Annotated in this window: 16 protein-coding genes; 9 read left to right on the top strand and 7 right to left on the bottom strand. The window is 66.0% G+C overall.

Translation table 11 applies throughout. The annotated features are described in order from the left end of the window. The first annotated feature begins 199 nt into the window (after positions 1 to 199). The 4 genes from rplU (at position 200) to FIU66_RS08700 (ending at position 2,634) form a co-directional block, all read left to right on the top strand. A complete protein-coding gene (rplU, locus tag FIU66_RS08715) occupies positions 200 to 562 on the top strand; it encodes a 50S ribosomal protein L21 (protein WP_167622340.1) in 363 nt (120 codons plus the stop codon). 12 nt (positions 563 to 574) lie between these two features. After that, positions 575 to 847 (top strand): 50S ribosomal protein L27, encoded by a 273-nt coding sequence (gene rpmA, locus FIU66_RS08710; protein WP_167622339.1) that lies wholly within the window; start codon positions 575 to 577, stop codon positions 845 to 847. 93 nt (positions 848 to 940) lie between these two features. Further along, positions 941 to 1,507, top strand: a complete 567-nt coding sequence (locus FIU66_RS08705) for a GNAT family N-acetyltransferase (protein ID WP_167622338.1) — start codon at positions 941 to 943, stop codon at positions 1,505 to 1,507. 146 nt (positions 1,508 to 1,653) lie between these two features. After that, complete coding sequence (locus tag FIU66_RS08700; RefSeq protein ID WP_167623448.1) at positions 1,654 to 2,634, top strand: LLM class flavin-dependent oxidoreductase; 981 nt, start codon at positions 1,654 to 1,656, stop codon at positions 2,632 to 2,634. Between the two features lie 71 nt (positions 2,635 to 2,705). Here FIU66_RS08700 and trpS read toward each other — a convergent pair whose 3' ends face one another. Further along, the gene (gene trpS, locus FIU66_RS08695; RefSeq protein ID WP_167622337.1) at positions 2,706 to 3,740 is read right to left on the bottom strand and encodes a tryptophan--tRNA ligase; all 1,035 of its coding nucleotides are present in this window, start codon (positions 3,738 to 3,740) and stop codon (positions 2,706 to 2,708) included. A gap of 75 nt (positions 3,741 to 3,815) precedes the next feature. On the opposite strand from trpS, the gene FIU66_RS08690 reads away from it, so the two are divergent. Further along, positions 3,816 to 4,517, top strand: a complete 702-nt coding sequence (locus FIU66_RS08690; RefSeq protein WP_167622336.1) for a rhomboid family intramembrane serine protease — start codon at positions 3,816 to 3,818, stop codon at positions 4,515 to 4,517. Here the strand turns inward: FIU66_RS08690 and murJ are convergent. From murJ to FIU66_RS08675, 3 genes are read right to left on the bottom strand one after another with little or no spacing between them, the layout of a single operon-like run. After that, positions 4,514 to 6,043, bottom strand: a complete 1,530-nt coding sequence (murJ, locus tag FIU66_RS08685; RefSeq protein WP_167622335.1) for a murein biosynthesis integral membrane protein MurJ — start codon at positions 6,041 to 6,043, stop codon at positions 4,514 to 4,516. The genes FIU66_RS08690 and murJ overlap by 4 nt on opposite strands. A 4-nt stretch (positions 6,044 to 6,047) precedes the next feature. Beyond that, positions 6,048 to 8,807, bottom strand: coding sequence for a [protein-PII] uridylyltransferase (locus FIU66_RS08680; protein WP_370528959.1), 2,760 nt, complete (start codon positions 8,805 to 8,807; stop codon positions 6,048 to 6,050). A 26-nt stretch (positions 8,808 to 8,833) separates the two neighbouring features. After that, positions 8,834 to 10,042, bottom strand: a complete 1,209-nt coding sequence (locus FIU66_RS08675) for a penicillin-binding protein activator (protein WP_167622334.1) — start codon at positions 10,040 to 10,042, stop codon at positions 8,834 to 8,836. Between the two features lie 90 nt (positions 10,043 to 10,132). On the opposite strand from FIU66_RS08675, the gene rsmI reads away from it, so the two are divergent. The 3 genes from rsmI (at position 10,133) to FIU66_RS08660 (ending at position 11,924) form a co-directional block, all read left to right on the top strand. Beyond that, the gene (gene rsmI / locus FIU66_RS08670) at positions 10,133 to 11,041 is read left to right on the top strand and encodes a 16S rRNA (cytidine(1402)-2'-O)-methyltransferase (protein ID WP_167622333.1); all 909 of its coding nucleotides are present in this window, start codon (positions 10,133 to 10,135) and stop codon (positions 11,039 to 11,041) included. Between the two features lie 89 nt (positions 11,042 to 11,130). Beyond that, entirely contained in the window at positions 11,131 to 11,481 is a 351-nt protein-coding gene (locus FIU66_RS08665; protein WP_240544644.1) for a YraN family protein, read from the top strand. A gap of 95 nt (positions 11,482 to 11,576) precedes the next feature. Further along, on the top strand, positions 11,577 to 11,924 hold the full coding sequence (locus tag FIU66_RS08660; protein WP_167622331.1) for an H-type lectin domain-containing protein: 348 nt from the start codon (positions 11,577 to 11,579) through the stop codon (positions 11,922 to 11,924). Here FIU66_RS08660 and FIU66_RS08655 read toward each other — a convergent pair. Together FIU66_RS08655 and FIU66_RS08650 are read right to left on the bottom strand one after the other, a co-directional pair. After that, positions 11,921 to 12,697, bottom strand: a complete 777-nt coding sequence (locus FIU66_RS08655; protein ID WP_167622330.1) for an alpha/beta fold hydrolase — start codon at positions 12,695 to 12,697, stop codon at positions 11,921 to 11,923. The two genes, FIU66_RS08660 and FIU66_RS08655, sit on opposite strands and share 4 nt — an antisense overlap. Continuing rightward, the gene (locus tag FIU66_RS08650) at positions 12,694 to 13,293 is read right to left on the bottom strand and encodes a 2-hydroxychromene-2-carboxylate isomerase (RefSeq protein WP_167622329.1); all 600 of its coding nucleotides are present in this window, start codon (positions 13,291 to 13,293) and stop codon (positions 12,694 to 12,696) included. The genes FIU66_RS08655 and FIU66_RS08650 overlap by 4 nt, the downstream gene beginning before the upstream one ends. 87 nt (positions 13,294 to 13,380) lie before the next feature. Between FIU66_RS08650 and FIU66_RS08645 the strand changes: the two genes are divergently transcribed. Next, positions 13,381 to 14,400 carry a ribose-phosphate pyrophosphokinase gene (locus FIU66_RS08645; protein WP_167622328.1) on the top strand — a complete coding sequence of 340 codons (1,020 nt, stop codon included), beginning with the start codon at positions 13,381 to 13,383 and terminating at the stop codon, positions 14,398 to 14,400. A gap of 61 nt (positions 14,401 to 14,461) precedes the next feature. Here FIU66_RS08645 and purD read toward each other — a convergent pair whose 3' ends face one another. Beyond that, positions 14,462 to 15,718: a phosphoribosylamine--glycine ligase gene (gene purD, locus FIU66_RS08640; RefSeq protein ID WP_167622327.1), complete on the bottom strand. Its 1,257-nt coding sequence runs from the start codon at positions 15,716 to 15,718 to the stop codon at positions 14,462 to 14,464. Between the last annotated feature and the right edge of the window lie 4 nt (positions 15,719 to 15,722).

The following is a 15,722-nucleotide window of genomic DNA, read 5'->3' as shown; positions in this document are numbered from 1 at the left end:
GAAAATTGCCATTGCGGGAATGCTTGACTTGGGACGGGGGATCCGCCATATCCGCGTCAACCGGCCGGGCCACTGCCCTTGGCCGGCATGTTATTTTCAATGACATCCCGCGGCGCGGGATGCGCAGTCCGAAGGCGGGAAACCCCAACGCCAGAGCGATCTGGGGCCGAAGGACGCGGAAACGAAGGAAGTCGAAGCGATGTTCGCGGTTCTGAAATCAGGCGGCAAGCAATACAAGGTGCAGGCGGGTGATGTCCTGCGCGTTGAAAAGCTGAATGCCGCGGCTGGCGACAAGGTCCAGTTCAACGAAATCCTCATGGTCGGCACGACCCTGGGCGCGCCGCTGGTGGATGGCGCCTGCGTGCAGGCCGAGGTCATCGACCAGATCAAGGCCGACAAGGTCATCACCTATGTCAAGCGCCGCCGCAAGCACAGCTCGCAGCGCACGCGCGGGCATCGCCAGCAGCTTACCCTGCTGCGTGTGACCGATGTTCTGGCCGAAGGCGCAGGATCGACCGGCGTGAAGACCGCCGTCGGCGCGCGCACCAAAGAAAACGCGTAAGGAGACTGAGCCATGGCACATAAGAAAGCAGGCGGTTCGTCCCGCAACGGCCGCGATTCGGCTGGTCGCCGTCTTGGCGTCAAGCTGTTCGGCGGTCAGGAAGCCATCGCCGGCAACATCATCGTGCGTCAGCGCGGCACCAAATGGTGGGCCGGCGCCAATGTGGGCATGGGCAAGGATCACACCCTGTTCGCCCTGACCGACGGCCACGTGACCTTCAAGAAGGGTCTGAAGGGCCGCACCTTTATTTCGGTCATTCCCGCGACTCTCGAAGCAGCCGAGTAACCCGAGCTTAACATTTCACTGTTACAGGGGGATCGGCGGAAGCCGGTCCCCCGCCTGTTTTCCGGGGAGGGAAAATTGGTCATGTCAGCACCGATGAGGGAAGGTACGCGTTTGGACGACCTCAGCGTCACGGACGCCACGTTGAACCAGCCCGTCATCGCCACAGAACGCTTCGTCCTGCGTCCCCTGCGTCCGTCGGATGCGGGGATGATCGCCCATTACACCGCCGACAAGCGCGTGGCCGAAGGCACCCGGGCTATCCCGCATCCGCTGCCGCCCGGCGCCTCGGAAGGCTTTGTCGCGCGTGCCCTGTCCGCCGACCGGGCCGAGGATGTCTGGGCCATCGACGGTTCGGCCAACAAGCTGGCGGAACTGTTGGGCGTGGTCTCTCTGACCCGGATGGAGGACGACCAGTCGGAACTGGGCTTCTGGATCGGCGCCGGGTTCTGGAACACCGGCTTCGCGACCGAGGCCGTGGACGCCCTGGTCCGGGCCAACCCGCACAACGCCCGGACCCTGTTCGCCGAGGCTTTCCAGGACAATCCGGGTTCGGCGCGAGTGCTGACGAATTGCGGATTCGTCTATCTGGGTGATGCGGAAAGCTGGTCGGTCGCCCGCAACGCGCGCGTTCCGACCTGGACCTATCTGCGCAAGATGTAAGGCAGGGGGCGCTCGCGCCCCCTCCGGCACCCTCGGGCGCCACTCATGCCCCGAGGATGTTTGAGCACAGAAGATAGGGCGTTGCAGTTTCTGCATCTTGCGGCATTGCATTCCTGACCGGCCGCCATACCTCGTCTGCCATGAGCATTCCCTTTTCCCTTCTCGATCTGTCGCCGGTGCCCGAGGGTTCCGAGCCCGCCGATGCGATCCGCAACACCCTTGATCTTGCGCGCCATGCCGAGGGCTGGGGCTATCGCCGGTTCTGGCTGGCCGAACATCACAACATGCCGGGCATCGCCAGTGCCGCCACGGCGGTGCTGATCGGGCTGGTGGCGCAGGCGACATCCAGCATCCGCGTGGGTGCCGGGGGCATCATGCTGCCGAACCACGCGCCGCTGACGGTGGCGGAATCATTTGGCACCCTGGCCACTGCCTTCCCTGATCGGATCGACCTGGGCCTGGGCCGCGCGCCCGGCGGGGACGGGGCCGTGATCCGCGCATTGCGCCGCGATCCGATGGCCGACAGCTTTCCGCAAGACGTGGTCGAGTTGCTGGATTACCTGGGGCCAGAGCGGCCGGGCGCCCCGGTCCGCGCGCTGCCGGGAGAGGGGACGAATATTCCGGTCTGGATCCTGGGCAGCAGCCTGTTCGGCGCGCAACTGGCCGCGCATCTGGGCCTGCCCTATGCCTTTGCCAGCCATTTCGCGCCCTCGGATCTGGATCGGGCCATCGCCATCTATCGCGAACGGTTCCGGCCGGGGCCGTGGAACGACCGGCCGCAGGTGATGCTGGCGATCAACGTCTTTGCCGCCGACGATGGCGATGATGCGCGCTATCTGCGGACCTCGATGCAATTGGCCTTCGCGCGGCTGCGGACGGGGATGCCCGGCAAGTTGCCGCGTCCGGTGCAGGATCTCGATGCCGAGATCGGCCCGCAGATGCGCCGGATGGTCGATGAGGCCTTGAAGATCAGCGCGGTGGGCAATGCCGACGAAGTCGGCGTCCAGTTGCGCGACCTGATCTCTACCTATCGCCCGGATGAAGTGATCCTGACCGGCCAGATCCACGATCACCAGGCGCGGCTGCGCAGTTTCCAGATCGCGGCAGATGTCATGAAGGCGCTGTAGTCAGGGCCGAAGTCGCTGAGACATATCGAAAGGCCGCCCGGTGATCGCGGGGCGGCCTTTTTCGTGTCAGGTCAGGGCCGGGTGCGCAGCAGGCCCATGATCTCTTTCGTGCGTTCCAGGATCGGTGTTGCGATCTCGTCCGCGCGGATCGCGCCTTGGCCCAGGATGCGGTCGATCTCGGCCGGGTCGGCCATGAAGTCGTTCATCCGCTTTGTGATCGGTTCCAGCGAGGCGACCGCCAGATCGGCAAGCGCGGGCTTGAAGGCGCCGAAGCCCTGACCCTCGAACTGCGACAGGACTTGGTCGGGGGTTTGGTCGGCCAGGGCGGCATAGATGTTGACCAGGTTTCGCGCCTCGGGCCGGTCCTTCAGGCCGTCGGTCGTGCCGGGCAGGGGGTCGGCATCCGTGCGTGCCTTGCGGATCTTCTGGGCGATCGCATCGGCACTGTCGGTCAGGTTGATCCGGCTGGCGTCCGAGGGGTCGGATTTCGACATTTTCTTTGACCCGTCCCGCAGCGACATGACCCGCGTGGCGACGCCCTCGATCAGCGGTTCGGTGATCGGGAATTGCTCGACGCCGTAGTCGTGGTTGAACTTGGCGGCGATGTCGCGCGTCAGCTCAAGGTGCTGCTTCTGATCCTCGCCCACCGGCACGGCGGTTGCCTGATAGGTCAGGATGTCGGCGGCCATCAGCGCGGGATAGGCCAGAAGGCCCAGGCTTACATTCTCGGTGTTCTTGCCTGCCTTGTCCTTGAACTGGGTCATCCGGTACATCCAGCCGACCCGCGCGACAGTATTGAAAAGCCAGCCCATTTCAGCGTGGGCGGACACCTGGCTTTGGTTGAACAGGACCGATTGCGCGGGATCGACGCCCGCTGCCATGAAGGCGGCGGCGGCTTCGCGGATGTTGAGGCGCAGGGTCTCGGGTTCCTGCCAGACAGTGATCGCGTGCAGGTCGACCAGGCAGTAGATCGTCTCGGCCTCGCCCCCTTGGAGGGCGGCGAAGCGTTTCAGGGCGCCCAGGTAGTTGCCCAGCGTCAACCCCCCTGACGGCTGGATGCCCGAGAAGATGCGCGGGGTGAAACGGGTTTTCGTCGTCTCGGTCATGTCGGGCCTGCTTGGATTTTCGCTGCCAGTGGCTTAGCCCTTGCCCAAAGCGACCGCAACCGCGAAGGAATCCCGATGCGCCAGGCCAATCCTGTTTCGCCCCTCAACCCGCTGCCCGTCGTGCTTTGGGTCCTGGCCCTGCCTGCCATCGCCGGAGAGATCGTGTTCCTGCTGGGCCAGACGGGCCTGATCGGCGGGGCGCAGGGCGTGGGGCTGCGGCTGTCCGCGATGCAGATGACCGCTTTTGCGCCCGAGATGGTGCAGCGCATGTGGCAGCTTGGCGCGGTGGACTGGGACCAGGCCTATCGCATCCTGTCCTACAGCTTCGTCAACACGTCCTTCACCCACGCGCTGTTCGTGGTCGTCTTTACCCTGGCGCTTGGCAACATGATCGCGCGCGAGTTCCGCCCCTGGGCGGTCGTCGCGCTGTTCCTGGGTTCGGCCATCGGGGGTGCCCTGGTCTATACGGCGGCGATATCCGTCCTGCCGGGCCGGGTGGGACCGCTGATCGGGGGCTATCCAGCCGTCTATGGGCTGGTGGGCGCCTTCACCTTCCTGCTGTGGTCCCGGCTGGGGGCGGTGCACGCCAACCGGATGCGGGCCTTCACGCTGATCGGGATGCTGCTGGCCTTTCAACTGGTCTTCGGCATCGTCTTCGGCGGCGCGGGCTATGGCTGGATCGCCGAGATTGCAGGGTTCGGAGCGGGCTTTCTTCTCAGCTTCGTGCTGGTGGACGGGGGCGTGCAACGGGTGCTGCGCCAGATCCGGGCGCGCTAGCCGCGCCGGACTGCCGCCTTCAGGTCCGACAGCCGATAGGCCCGCGTCGCGAAGCTGAGCGCGAAGTAAATCGCGGCGCCCCCGAAGACAAGGATCAGCAGGCCCGGCACGCGGCCGATGCCCGCGCCGTCCAGCCAGCCCATCATCAGCCACAGCGCGCCCGCCATCAGTGCCGATGACAGGATGATCAGCGGCGCCTTGCGGCGCAGTCGGTCATCGGCGCGTGCAGCGTCGCCCATGGCCCGCGTGCCCCACCACAGTTGCGCCACCATGATCCAGGCGGCGACGGTGGTGCCAAGCGCTGCCGCCAGGAAGCCTAGCCAGGGCATCAGGCCAAAGGCCACGATCGCGTTCACCACCATCGACCAAAGGGCATAGCGGAAGGGTGTCTTCGTGTCCTCGCGCGCGAAATACAGCGGTTGTAGGATCTTCTGCAGCACGAAGGCGGGCAGGCCGAAGGCATAGACGATCAGGGCGCGGGCGGTCTGGGCTGTGTCATATGCCGTGAACTCGCCACGTTCGAACAGGGTGCGGACCATGGGCTCCGCGATCACGGCGATGGCGAAGGCGGCGGGCAGGGTCAGGAACAGCCCGAACTCGGTTGCGCGGGAATAGGCCGACTGGCCCCCCGCATGGTCGCCTGCCCGCAGGCGGCGCGCCAATTCTGGCAGCAGGACGACGGCCACGGCTGCGCCAACGACGCCCAGGGGCAACTGATACAGGCGGTCGGAATAGGACAGCCAGGAAATCGCGCCCTCGAAATGGCTGGCGACCTGGCGGCCGACCAGCAGGTTGATCTGCACCACGCCCCCTGCGAAGGCGGCGGGCAGGGCCACGGCCAGCAACCGGCGCATGTCCGGCGTTAGGCGCGGGCGCTGCGGGCGGAAGGACCAGCCGGTGCGATGCGCGTCCCACCAGACAAGCGCAAGCTGCGCGATGCCGGTCAGCGGCGTGGCCCAGGCCAGCGTCAGGCCCACGTCCCATCCCCGCCACCAGGCCACCGCCATGGCCGCGATGAACAGCAGGTTCAGCAAGACGGGTGCCGCCGCGGCAGCCATGAACCGGCCGTTGGCGTTCAGGACGCCCGAGATCATCGAGGCCAGCGAGATCAGCAGGATATAGGGGAACATGATCCGGCCGAACTGGACGGCCAGCGGGAACCGTTCGTCGCCGGCAAAGCCCGCGGCCATCAGCCAGACCAGCCCTGGCATGAAGACCATCGCGACCGCAGACAGCACCAGGACCGACATCAGCAGGCCCGAGAAGGCTTCCGAGGCAAAGCGCTGCGCATCCTCGCGGTCTTCCAGCTTCCTGGCGAACATCGGCACGAAGGCGGTGTTGAACGCCCCTTCCGCGAAGAACCGGCGGAACATGTTGGGCAGCGAGAGGCCCACGAAGAAGGCGTCGGCCACCGCGCCGCTGCCCAGCCAGGCGGCCATCAGGATGTCGCGGACAAAGCCCGACAAACGCGACACGAAGGTCCAGATCCCTACCGAGAGGAACCCGCGCACCAATCCCGATCTCATGATTTCAAGCCTCTGCCCGTTTCGCCCCGTCGGCAATCGCCGCGCGCAATTTCTTTTCCAAAGCGTCGCGCCTGGCTTCGCTGTGCAATTTGAGGCCGAACATATCCTTGACGTAGAAACTGTCCACCACCTGCGCGCCGAAAGTGGCGATCACGGCGCTGACGATCTGGATGTGGTTTGCGGCCATGGTCCGCGTCAGGTCGTAAAGCAGGCCCGGACGGTCGCGGGTATCTACCTCGATGATAGTATAGATGTCGCTGCCTTCATTGTCGAAGGTGACATGGGTCGGGAACCTGAACTCGCGCGTGCGCTTCTTGGGCTTGTCGCGGGTTGCAAAGGCCTCGCGCGCCACGATCTCGCCCTTCAGCGTGCGCAGGATCGTCTGGCGCAGCTTGGGGAGGCGGTCCTCGTCAAAGGGGCTGCCGTCGGGATCCTGCACCCAGAAGACCGCCGTCGCGAAGCCGTCGCGGGTTGTATAGGTCCGCGCATCGACGACGTTCGCCCCCATCAGCGTCAGCGCCCCGCAGAGGCGCGAGAAGATGCCCGGATGGTCGGCCAGCACGAAGGCTGCGCGGGTCGCGTCGCGGTCCGGATCGGCCCGCAGGTCGATGCGGATCTCGTCCGGGCCGATGCCGTTCAAGAGTTCGGCAAAGCTGGCCTGGGTCTCGGTCGGCAAGCCCGACCAGTAGTTGTCGTAATGCCGTCCCAGTTCGGCGCGGATCTCCCGGGGCTCCCAGCCCTTGGCGACCAGAAGATGGCGCAGGCTGCGCTTGGCCTCGTTCTGGCGGCGGTCGCGGTTCAGTTCCTCAAGACCGTTTTCCAGCACAAGCGCCGTCTCGGTATGCAACCTGCGCAGCAGCGCCGCCTTCCAGTTGTTCCAGGTGCCCGGACCCACGCCGCGGATGTCACAGACCGTCAGCACCAGCAGCATGTCCAGCCGCCGCCGCGTCTTCACGGCCTTGGCGAAGTCGCGCAACGTGCGGGGGTCGGCAATGTCGCGCTTCTGCGCCACGTCCGACATCAGCAGGTGGTTGCGGACCAGCCATTCGACTGTCTCGATCTCGTCCTGCGGAAAGCCGAAGCGCGCCGCGATCCGCCGCGCCAGGCGCGCGCCCAGGATCGAGTGATCCTCGCGCCGGCCCTTGCCGATGTCGTGCAGCAGCACCGCCAGGTAAAGGACGCGGCGGTTGATGCCGGACTCCATGATCTCGCTGGACAGGGGCAGGTCATCGGGATGCTCGCCCCGCTCGATCTCGGCAAGGGCGGCGACGCATTGGATGGAATGTTCGTCGACGGTATAGTGGTGATACATGTTGAATTGCATCATCGCCACGACCGGCTCGAATTCGGGGATGAAGGCGGCAAGCACCCCCAGTTCGTTCATGCGCCGCAGCCCGCGCTCGGGATTGCCGTGCTTCAGCAGCAGATCCATGAAGATGTGGATCGCCTCGGGGTCGCTGCGGACCTTGTCGTCGATGAGGTCCAGATTGGCGGCCACCAGCCGCATCGCGTCGGGGTGGATCAGGATGCCGGTGCGCAGGGCTTCCTCGAACAGGCGCAGGATGTTCAGGGGATCGCGCAGGAATTCGGCATCGTCCGTGATGCTGAGGCGGCCGTGACTGTCGGTGAAGCCTTCGTGCATCTTGCGGCGGCGGCGGAACAGGCGGCCCAGAAAGGGGGCGCTGCGAACGTGCCGTGCCTCGAGCTCGGTCAGGAAGACGCGGGTCAGTTCACCCACATGGGTGGCGTGCCGGAAGTAATCCTGCATGAAATACTCGACCCCGCGCCGGGCCGAGGTGTCGCGATAGCCCATGCGGCGCGCGACCTCGACCTGCATGTCGAAGGACAGGACATCCACCGGCCGGCCTGCGATCAGGTGCAGGTGGCAGCGCACGGCCCAAAGGAAATCCTCGGCCTGCCAGAACGCCAGGTGTTCTTCCCGCGTGAAGACGCCCAGGTCGACCAGTTCGACGGCCCGGTCGACGCGATGGATGTATTTCGCGATCCAGTACAGGGTCTGAAGGTCGCGCAGCCCGCCCTTGCCTTCCTTGACGTTGGGTTCAAGGACATAGCGTTGCCCGCCCTGGCGCTGATGGCGGGCCGAACGCTCCTCGAGCTTGGCCTCGATGAACTCCGGCACGGTTCTTGAAAAAAGCTCGACCCAAAGACGTTCGCGCAGTTCCTCGGCCAAGGGGGCGTGGCCCGTGACCAGCCGGTGTTCGACCAGCGAGGTGCGGATGGTCATGTCCCCCGCGCCCAGGCGGATGCAGTCGTCCACGCTGCGGATCGAATAGCCGATCTTCAGCTTCAGATCCCACAGGACATACAGCATGGATTCGACCACGCTTTCGGCCCAGGCCGTGATCTTCCACGGCGTCAGGAACAGCAGGTCCAGATCCGAGGCGGGCGCCATTTCGGCCCTGCCATAGCCGCCGACGCCCAGCACGGCCAGCCGCTCGGCCTCGGACTGTGATCGCTGGGGATGCAGCCAGACCGTCGCCACATGATGGGTGGCAATCACGATGCCGTCGGTCAGGCTGGCGATGGCGCGGACGGTTTCGCGGGCGGCGCGAGGGTGGCTGGCCAAGCCTGCCTCGATCGCGCGCATGGCCTCGGCCCGCGCGTCCGAAAGGACGGCCACGGTGCGGGCGCGAATGTCGCGTCGGTCGGTCAGGCCGTTCAGCGCTGCGTCCAGTATCGGAAGGAAGCTGTCGGGGTCGAAGAGGGGATGCGCCCCGGACAATGCCGGGGCGCTTTGCAGGATCGCAGTGTCGATGCGTTGGGCCAAGATCAGAACCCGGCGCCACCAAAGCCGCGCTGTGCGGGATCGAGGATCACAAGCCGGTTGCCGCGGAGCGTCGCAACGGCAAGCGCCCGTTCCGACGTGCCGTCGGGCCGCAACCGGAAGACGCCGCCGACGCCGGCAAAGCCTGCGCGCTGCGTCAGCCCTGTCGTCGTCAGCGCATTCCGCTGCCCGCCGCGCACCAGGGACGAGATCGCCGCGACGCCGTCATAGGCAAGGCTTGCCAGTTCGTGCGGCTGCTCGCCATAGGCGCTGCGATAGCGGGCGTCGAACTGCGCGCGCAGGCCTTGGTCCGGGATCGCGAACCATCCTTCCTGCAACTGCGGCAGGGAAGCCCGGGCAGGGGGCTGGTCCCAGCGGGTCAGGCCCATCATCTGCGTGACCGGCGAACGGACGCCGGCCGCGGCCAGCTTTTCTGTCAGATAGGGCAGAACGGCCTGGTTGTTGGCGGTCATGAAGACGGCATCGACCTGACCCGACTGCGCCGCAGCAGCGATCTGCGGGACCACGGCGTCGATCCCCGTAACCGAGACCGGGTGGTTGATCCGGCCTGCCATCCGCGCGCCGTTGCGGGCGATCGCGGTCTCGATCGCGCGGCCGCCGATCTGGCCCGCGACGTCATCCTCGGCCACGACAAAGACGTTGCGCTTGCCCTGGCGGACGCCGAAGCCCACCAGCCGATCCGCGATGTTGGCGAAGCTGTTGCCCAGGATGAAGACGTTGCCACCCGCGATCTCGGCATTGTTCGAGAAGGACAGCACGTTGATGTTGCGCGGCCGCATGGCGTTGCCCACGGCATTCGCGCCTTCGGCAAACAGCGGGCCGACGATGATCTGCGCGCCTGCGTCGGCGGCCGCATTGGCCTGGGCCACGGCTTGTTCCGTGCTGGTGCCGGTATCATAAACGCGTAGGTCGATGCTGGCGCCCTGGGCATCGGCCGCAGCCATCCGCGCCGCGTTCTTCAGGCTGCGCGACAGCCATTCCAGATCCGCCGATCCGCTGCCGCCGGGCGCCAGAAGCGCGACCCGCACCGGCTCTCCTGGATTGATCAGCGGGCCAATAGCCGGCCCGCTTGCCTGCTGCGATCCGCCGGTAGGTTCGCAAGCGGCAAGCACGAAGGCCGACAGGATCGCGGCGGTGCGCGCGACGATGCGGCGCAATCCGGTGCCAGGCCGGGTTGTTGCGGAAACGACCATATGAATTTTCCCTGCTGTAGGATATCGGGCGAGCTTGGGCCAGCCTAGGACCATCGGTCCGGCTTGGCAATCAGTCGGAAGGAGAAGGCGATGACCGAGAAACGCGACGAGATTCAGCCCGCGCATCGCCTTGTGGCCCATGTCGAGGTGCCCAGGCTGGACAACGGGCTTTACCTCGTGGCGACGCCCATTGGCACGGCGCGTGACATAACGTTGCGCGCCCTGGACGTGCTGAACGGCGCGGACGTTCTAGCGGCCGAGGACACCCGGGTGCTGCGCCATCTTCTGGACATCCATGGCATTCCCCTGCGCGGGCGGCGGATCGTCCCCTATCACGACCACAACGGCGAACGCGCCCGGCCCGGGCTGATGGCCGCCCTGGCAGAGGGGGCAAGCATCGCCTATGCCTCGGATGCCGGGACGCCGCTGGTGGCCGATCCCGGCTATCGCCTGGCGCGCGAAGTGGCCGAGGCGGGCTATCGCGTCCATGCGGTTCCCGGCCCCTCGGCCCCCTTGGCGGCGTTGAGCCTGTCGGGACTGCCCAGCGACCGCTTTCTGTTCCTGGGGTTTCCGCCTTCGACCAAGGGTGCAAGGATGACCTGGCTGCGGCACTGGATGGCGGTCGACGCCACGCTGATCCTGTTCGAGAGCCCGCGGCGCGTTAACCAGACATTGAAGGAGATGTGCGAGGTTGACCCGAATCGTCCTACAGTGGTGGCACGCGAGCTGACCAAGAAGTTCGAGGAAGTGATCCGGGGATCCGCCGCCGATTTGGCCGCCGATCCGCGCATGGCCGCTTTGAAGGGCGAGGTGGTGATGCTGCTGGACCGCCCCACGGCGGTACAGGCCGATGACGATGTGGTCAGGACCGCGCTGCAGGCGCGGCTGGGGGCTATGACGGTAAAAGACGCCGCCCGAGAGGTGGCAGGGGAACTGGGAATGGCACGGCGCGATGTTTATCAGATCGCGCTGGGTATGGCTGAAGATAGGAATCGGTGATGGGTCACATTGAAAGACCGCTGGATCTTCCATGGGCATTGCCTGTCCCATCCAGGCAGGCATCGCCCTTGCGGAAGGCGCGGGGACACATGGCAAACCTGTCCGGCAGCCTTGCGGAGGAGAGCGTTGCGCGCCTGCTGGAACGGCGGGGCATGTCGATCCTTGCGCGCCGCTGGCGTGGCAAGGCAGGCGAGATCGACCTGATTGCCCGCGATGGATCCTGCCTGGTATTCGTCGAGGTCAAGCAATCTTCGACACATGAGGCAGCCGCAGCCAGGCTGGGGGCCGCGCAGCAGGGGCGCATCATGCGCGCGGCATTGGAGTATTGCGAGTCGCTGAGACAGGAATTGTTGCCTGAAATGCGCTTTGATGCTGCCTTGGTCGACGCGCAGGGCCGGATCGAGATCCTAGAGCGCGCCTTCGAGGAATGCTGTGCCTGATCAGCAACGGCGGCATTGATGATGCATCCACTTACTTTAGCTGCCTTGCACGGCGTAAGGATATCATCTGCGGGTGCTGTCGCGAAAGGTCAGGGATGAGGCGCTTCGATCATCATGCCGTGGGGGTCTGCCAAGGCTCGGCGCTGCTGTTCTCGGCGTTCGAGGACCAGGGCGAAATGTGGTCCGGCCATGGGCATCGACTTGTTCGCCATGCCGTCACATTCGAGGAGGCCTTTGCCGGCCCGCCGGTCGTGCATGTCTCCATTGCCATGTGGGATATCGACGGGCAGGCCAACCAGCGTGCCGACATCTGCGCAGAGGCCGTTTCCCGGACGGGCTTCGACATCCTTTTCCAGACCTGGGGCGATACGCGCGTGGCGCGGATCCGGGCCGAATGGCTGGCCATCGGTCCGGTGGCGCATCTGGACGATTTCAGCCTCTAGGCCCGGTCAAGGTTCAGGGCGATCAGCCCCGCCGTCTGGTCCGCATGGGTCAGCGGAAGCATATGCCCTGCCGACGGCACAACCGCTCGTCCCACATCGGCCAGGCGTGGCGCCAGGGCATCCGCGATCCGGTGCATGACAAGGGGGCTGTCCTGCCCTAGGATGATCATGACCGGGGCGTCGATGGTTTCCAACCTTCCCTCGTCCAGGATCCCTGCGCGGTCCCGTGTCAGGGTCTCGTCAGTGTCGACCACCAGCTTGATCTGATCTGCCATGGCCCGTCGGGTGGCTGGGGGCAAGCTGTCGAAGGGCGCTGCGCCCCAGATGTCGATAAAGGCGCGCGCGGCATCGTCGTCACGCCCCTGGGCGATCATTTCGGCCATCGTTTGGTCGCGGGCGATTTGCTCGGCGTCGGGTGCTGCGGAAAAGAGCACCGGCTCGATCAGGGTCAGGCTTCGCACGGCTTCGGGCGCGGCGACGGCGATGCGCAGGGCGACCGTCGCGCCCAGGCTGTGCCCGATCAGGTCCAGCGGCCGGTCGATGAAGCTGGCCGCAATCCGGGTGACCGAGGTGTGGAAGTCCGGCCCCTGGGGCTGGGGCTCCCACGGATCGCTGCGCCCATGGCCGGGCATGTCGAAACCCGCCAGATCGATCCGTCCTTCCAGGCGATCTGCGATCGGGCCCCAATAGGCGCCGTTGCCCATCATGCAATGCAGGGCCAGGGCGGGGCGATCCCGGGCGCCCGCCCAATGCCGCTTGTAGATGCCGGTCATAGCGAGGCGAGGTGACGGTCGAGGAAGTCGAGCCGGTCCTGCCCCCAGAACTTCTGGCCGCTTTCCCGGACCACATAGAAGGGGGCGCCGAAGACCCCGGCCTCGACCGCCTGTTCAAGGTTACGGCCGTATGTCTCGGCGCCCACGAACAACCCGCTGTCCGCAAGTGAGGCATCGAAGCCATGCGCCGACAGGACCTCGCGGATGGTCGCGTCGTCGCTGATGTCGCGCTCCTCGGCCCAGACGGCGCGGAGGAAGCCCTGGACCAGCCCGCCGATGTCGCCGCCGCCCGCCTGCTGCGCCGCGATGATCGCATAGGACGAGGGCGCCATGTTCACCGGCCAGAAGGCGGGCTTCAGGTTCAGGGGCATGTCCAGATGCGCGGCCCAGCGGGGCAGTTCCTGGGCACGGTATTCCATGCGGCTGGGATGGCGGTTCGCGGGCCGCACGCCGCCCGTCCGGTCGAACAGTTGCAACAGGTCCAGCGGCTTGTAGGTGATCGTCGCGCCGTGGCGTTCCGCGATCCGCTCCAGTCGGTCCCCGGCCAGGTAGGCCCAAGGGCTGATGGTCCCCAGATAGTAGTCGATATTGGCCATAAAGACGATCCTTCGCGATTTGCCCGCAGGCTAGCCGGGTGGTAAGGCGGGCGCAATCTGGCGAATCCCCCGAAAAAGGCCCCCTCCATGCCCGTCATGACCGAACCCAAGCTGATTTCCGGCAATGCAAACCGGACCCTTGCCGCCTCCATCGCCCGGCGGATGTCGATGCATCGGGGCATGAATGTAAGCCTCTGCGACGCGAGGGTCGAGCGGTTCAACGACCAGGAAATCTTCGTCGAGGTCTATGAAAATGTCCGGGGCGAGGACATGTACATCATCCAGCCGACGTCGAACCCGGCAAACGACAACCTGATGGAGCTGATGGTCATGGCCGACGCGTTACGCCGGTCCTCGGCCGCGCGGATCACGGCGGTCATTCCCTATTTCGGCTATGCCCGGCAGGATCGCCGGGCCAAGGCGCGCACGCCGATCAGCGCCAAGCTGGTCGCGAACCTGCTGACCGAGGCGGGGATCGACCGCGTGTTGACGCTGGACCTGCACGCAGCCCAGATCCAGGGCTTCTTCGACATTCCGGTGGACAACCTTTATGCCGCGCCGGTCTTCGCGCTTGACGTGCAGCATCATTTCAAGGGGCGGATGCAGGACCTGATGGTGGTGTCGCCCGACGTGGGCGGCGTGGCACGGGCGCGCGAACTGGCGACCCGGATCGGCGCGCCCTTGTCAATCGTGGACAAGCGCCGGGAAAAGGCCGGCGAGGTGGCCGAGATGACCGTGATCGGCGATGTGGAAGGCAAGGTCTGCATCATCGTCGACGATATCTGCGACACGGCCGGCACGCTGGTGAAGGCCGCCCAGACCCTGATCGACAGCGGCGCGACCGAGGTCCATGCCTATATCACCCACGGCGTCCTGTCAGGCCCCGCTGTGGAACGGGTCAGCAAATCCGTGATGAAATCGCTGGTCATCACCGATTCGATCCAGCCGACCGACGCGGTCAAGGCGGCCCCGAATATCCGCATCGTGCCGACCGCGCCGATGTTCACCCAGGCGATCCTGAACATCTGGAACGGCACCTCGGTCAGCAGCCTGTTCGAGACGGATACCCTGCTGCCCATTTACGAGGGGCTGTATTCCAGCCTGTGACGCTGGCACCTGTGGCCTCGTCGGATGCCTCCGGCGGGAACATCTGGGCACAGAAGATGGGTCAGAGCGCGCGCCAGCCGATGTCGCGGCGGCAAAAACCCTGCGGCCAGTCGATCGCATCGACCTGCGCATAGGCACGGCGATGGGCTTCGGCAAGCGTGGCGCCGCGGCCGGTGCAGGTCAGGACGCGGCCGCCGGTCGCGATGACCTGCCCGTCCTCTGCGGCCGTGCCGGCGTGGAAGGTCATCTCGAAACTGGTCTCGGAAAGGCTGTCCAGCCCCTTGATGATGCTGCCTTTCTGGTAGCCGCCGGGGTATCCTTGGGCAGCCATGACGACGGTCAGCGCATGATCGTCGGCCCAGTTCACGGACATCCCGGTCAACCGTCCCTCGGCACAGGCCAGCAGTAGGTCGAGGATCTGCCCCCCCAGACGCATCATCAGCACTTGGCATTCGGGATCGCCGAAGCGGACATTGTATTCTACCAGCCGGGCCCGGCCGTCCTTGATCATCAGCCCGGCATAAAGGACGCCCTGGAAGGGCATCCCGCGGCGGGCCATTTCCGCCGCGGTGGGGCGGACGATCTGCGCCATCACCTGATCCTGCAGCGCATCCGTCAGCACGGGGGCGGGGCTATAGGCACCCATGCCCCCGGTGTTCGGGCCGGTGTCGCCGTCACCAACGCGCTTGTGATCCTGGGCGGTGCCCAGGGCCAGGCAGTCGGTGCCGTCGCAGAGGATGAAGAAGCTGGCTTCCTCGCCCTCCATGAACTCCTCGATCACGACCGACATCTCGCCGAACTCGCCGTCGAAGATCGCGTCGATGGCCTGGTGGGCTTGATCGATGGTTTCGGCCACGGTGACACCCTTGCCGGCTGCCAGGCCGTCGGCCTTGACCACGATCGGGGCGCCCTGCGCGGTCACGTAATCGCGGGCCGATGTTGCGTCGGTGAAGCGGGCCCAAGCGGCGGTGGGGGCGTCGCAGGCGTCGCAGATCTCCTTCGTGAAGGCCTTCGACGCCTCGAGCTGGGCTGCGGCCTGCGACGGGCCGAAGACCAGGAAGCCAGCATCGCGCAGGGCGTCGGACACGCCTGCGGCCAAGGGTGCCTCGGGTCCGATCACCACGAAGTCGATGGCGTTTTCCTGGGCGAACTCCAGCACCTCGGCCCGAGACAGGATGTTCAGGTCGGCGCATTCCGCGACATTGGCGATGCCTGCATTGCCGGGCGCGACGATCAGGCGGTCGCATTTCGGGTTCTGCCGGATCGCCCAGGCCAACGCATGTTCGCGCCCGCCGCCGCCGAGGATCAGGATGTTCATGGGC

The sequence above is a fragment of the Paracoccus sp. AK26 genome (genome assembly GCF_011801365.1).
Lineage (GTDB): Bacteria > Pseudomonadota > Alphaproteobacteria > Rhodobacterales > Rhodobacteraceae > Paracoccus > Paracoccus aerius.
Note: the sequence above shows the minus strand (reverse complement) of the source record. Positions and strands in the feature narration are given on the sequence as shown.

What these genes read in the sequence shown, in the direction of transcription:
- murJ (WP_167622335.1), bottom strand. Translation starts at nt 6,043, where the DNA reads ATGAGATCGGGATTGGTGCGCGGGTTCCTCTCGGTAGGGATCTGGACC.
- rpmA (WP_167622339.1), top strand. Translation starts at nt 575, where the DNA reads ATGGCACATAAGAAAGCAGGCGGTTCGTCCCGCAACGGCCGCGATTCG.
- rplU (WP_167622340.1), top strand. Translation starts at nt 200, where the DNA reads ATGTTCGCGGTTCTGAAATCAGGCGGCAAGCAATACAAGGTGCAGGCG.
- FIU66_RS08645 (WP_167622328.1), top strand. Translation starts at nt 13,381, where the DNA reads ATGCCCGTCATGACCGAACCCAAGCTGATTTCCGGCAATGCAAACCGG.
- purD (WP_167622327.1), bottom strand. Translation starts at nt 15,718, where the DNA reads ATGAACATCCTGATCCTCGGCGGCGGCGGGCGCGAACATGCGTTGGCC.
- FIU66_RS08665 (WP_240544644.1), top strand. Translation starts at nt 11,131, where the DNA reads ATGGCAAACCTGTCCGGCAGCCTTGCGGAGGAGAGCGTTGCGCGCCTG.
- FIU66_RS08650 (WP_167622329.1), bottom strand. Translation starts at nt 13,293, where the DNA reads ATGGCCAATATCGACTACTATCTGGGGACCATCAGCCCTTGGGCCTAC.
- FIU66_RS08705 (WP_167622338.1), top strand. Translation starts at nt 941, where the DNA reads ATGAGGGAAGGTACGCGTTTGGACGACCTCAGCGTCACGGACGCCACG.
- trpS (WP_167622337.1), bottom strand. Translation starts at nt 3,740, where the DNA reads ATGACCGAGACGACGAAAACCCGTTTCACCCCGCGCATCTTCTCGGGC.
- FIU66_RS08690 (WP_167622336.1), top strand. Translation starts at nt 3,816, where the DNA reads ATGCGCCAGGCCAATCCTGTTTCGCCCCTCAACCCGCTGCCCGTCGTG.
- FIU66_RS08655 (WP_167622330.1), bottom strand. Translation starts at nt 12,697, where the DNA reads ATGACCGGCATCTACAAGCGGCATTGGGCGGGCGCCCGGGATCGCCCC.
- FIU66_RS08675 (WP_167622334.1), bottom strand. Translation starts at nt 10,042, where the DNA reads ATGGTCGTTTCCGCAACAACCCGGCCTGGCACCGGATTGCGCCGCATC.
- rsmI (WP_167622333.1), top strand. Translation starts at nt 10,133, where the DNA reads ATGACCGAGAAACGCGACGAGATTCAGCCCGCGCATCGCCTTGTGGCC.
- FIU66_RS08660 (WP_167622331.1), top strand. Translation starts at nt 11,577, where the DNA reads ATGAGGCGCTTCGATCATCATGCCGTGGGGGTCTGCCAAGGCTCGGCG.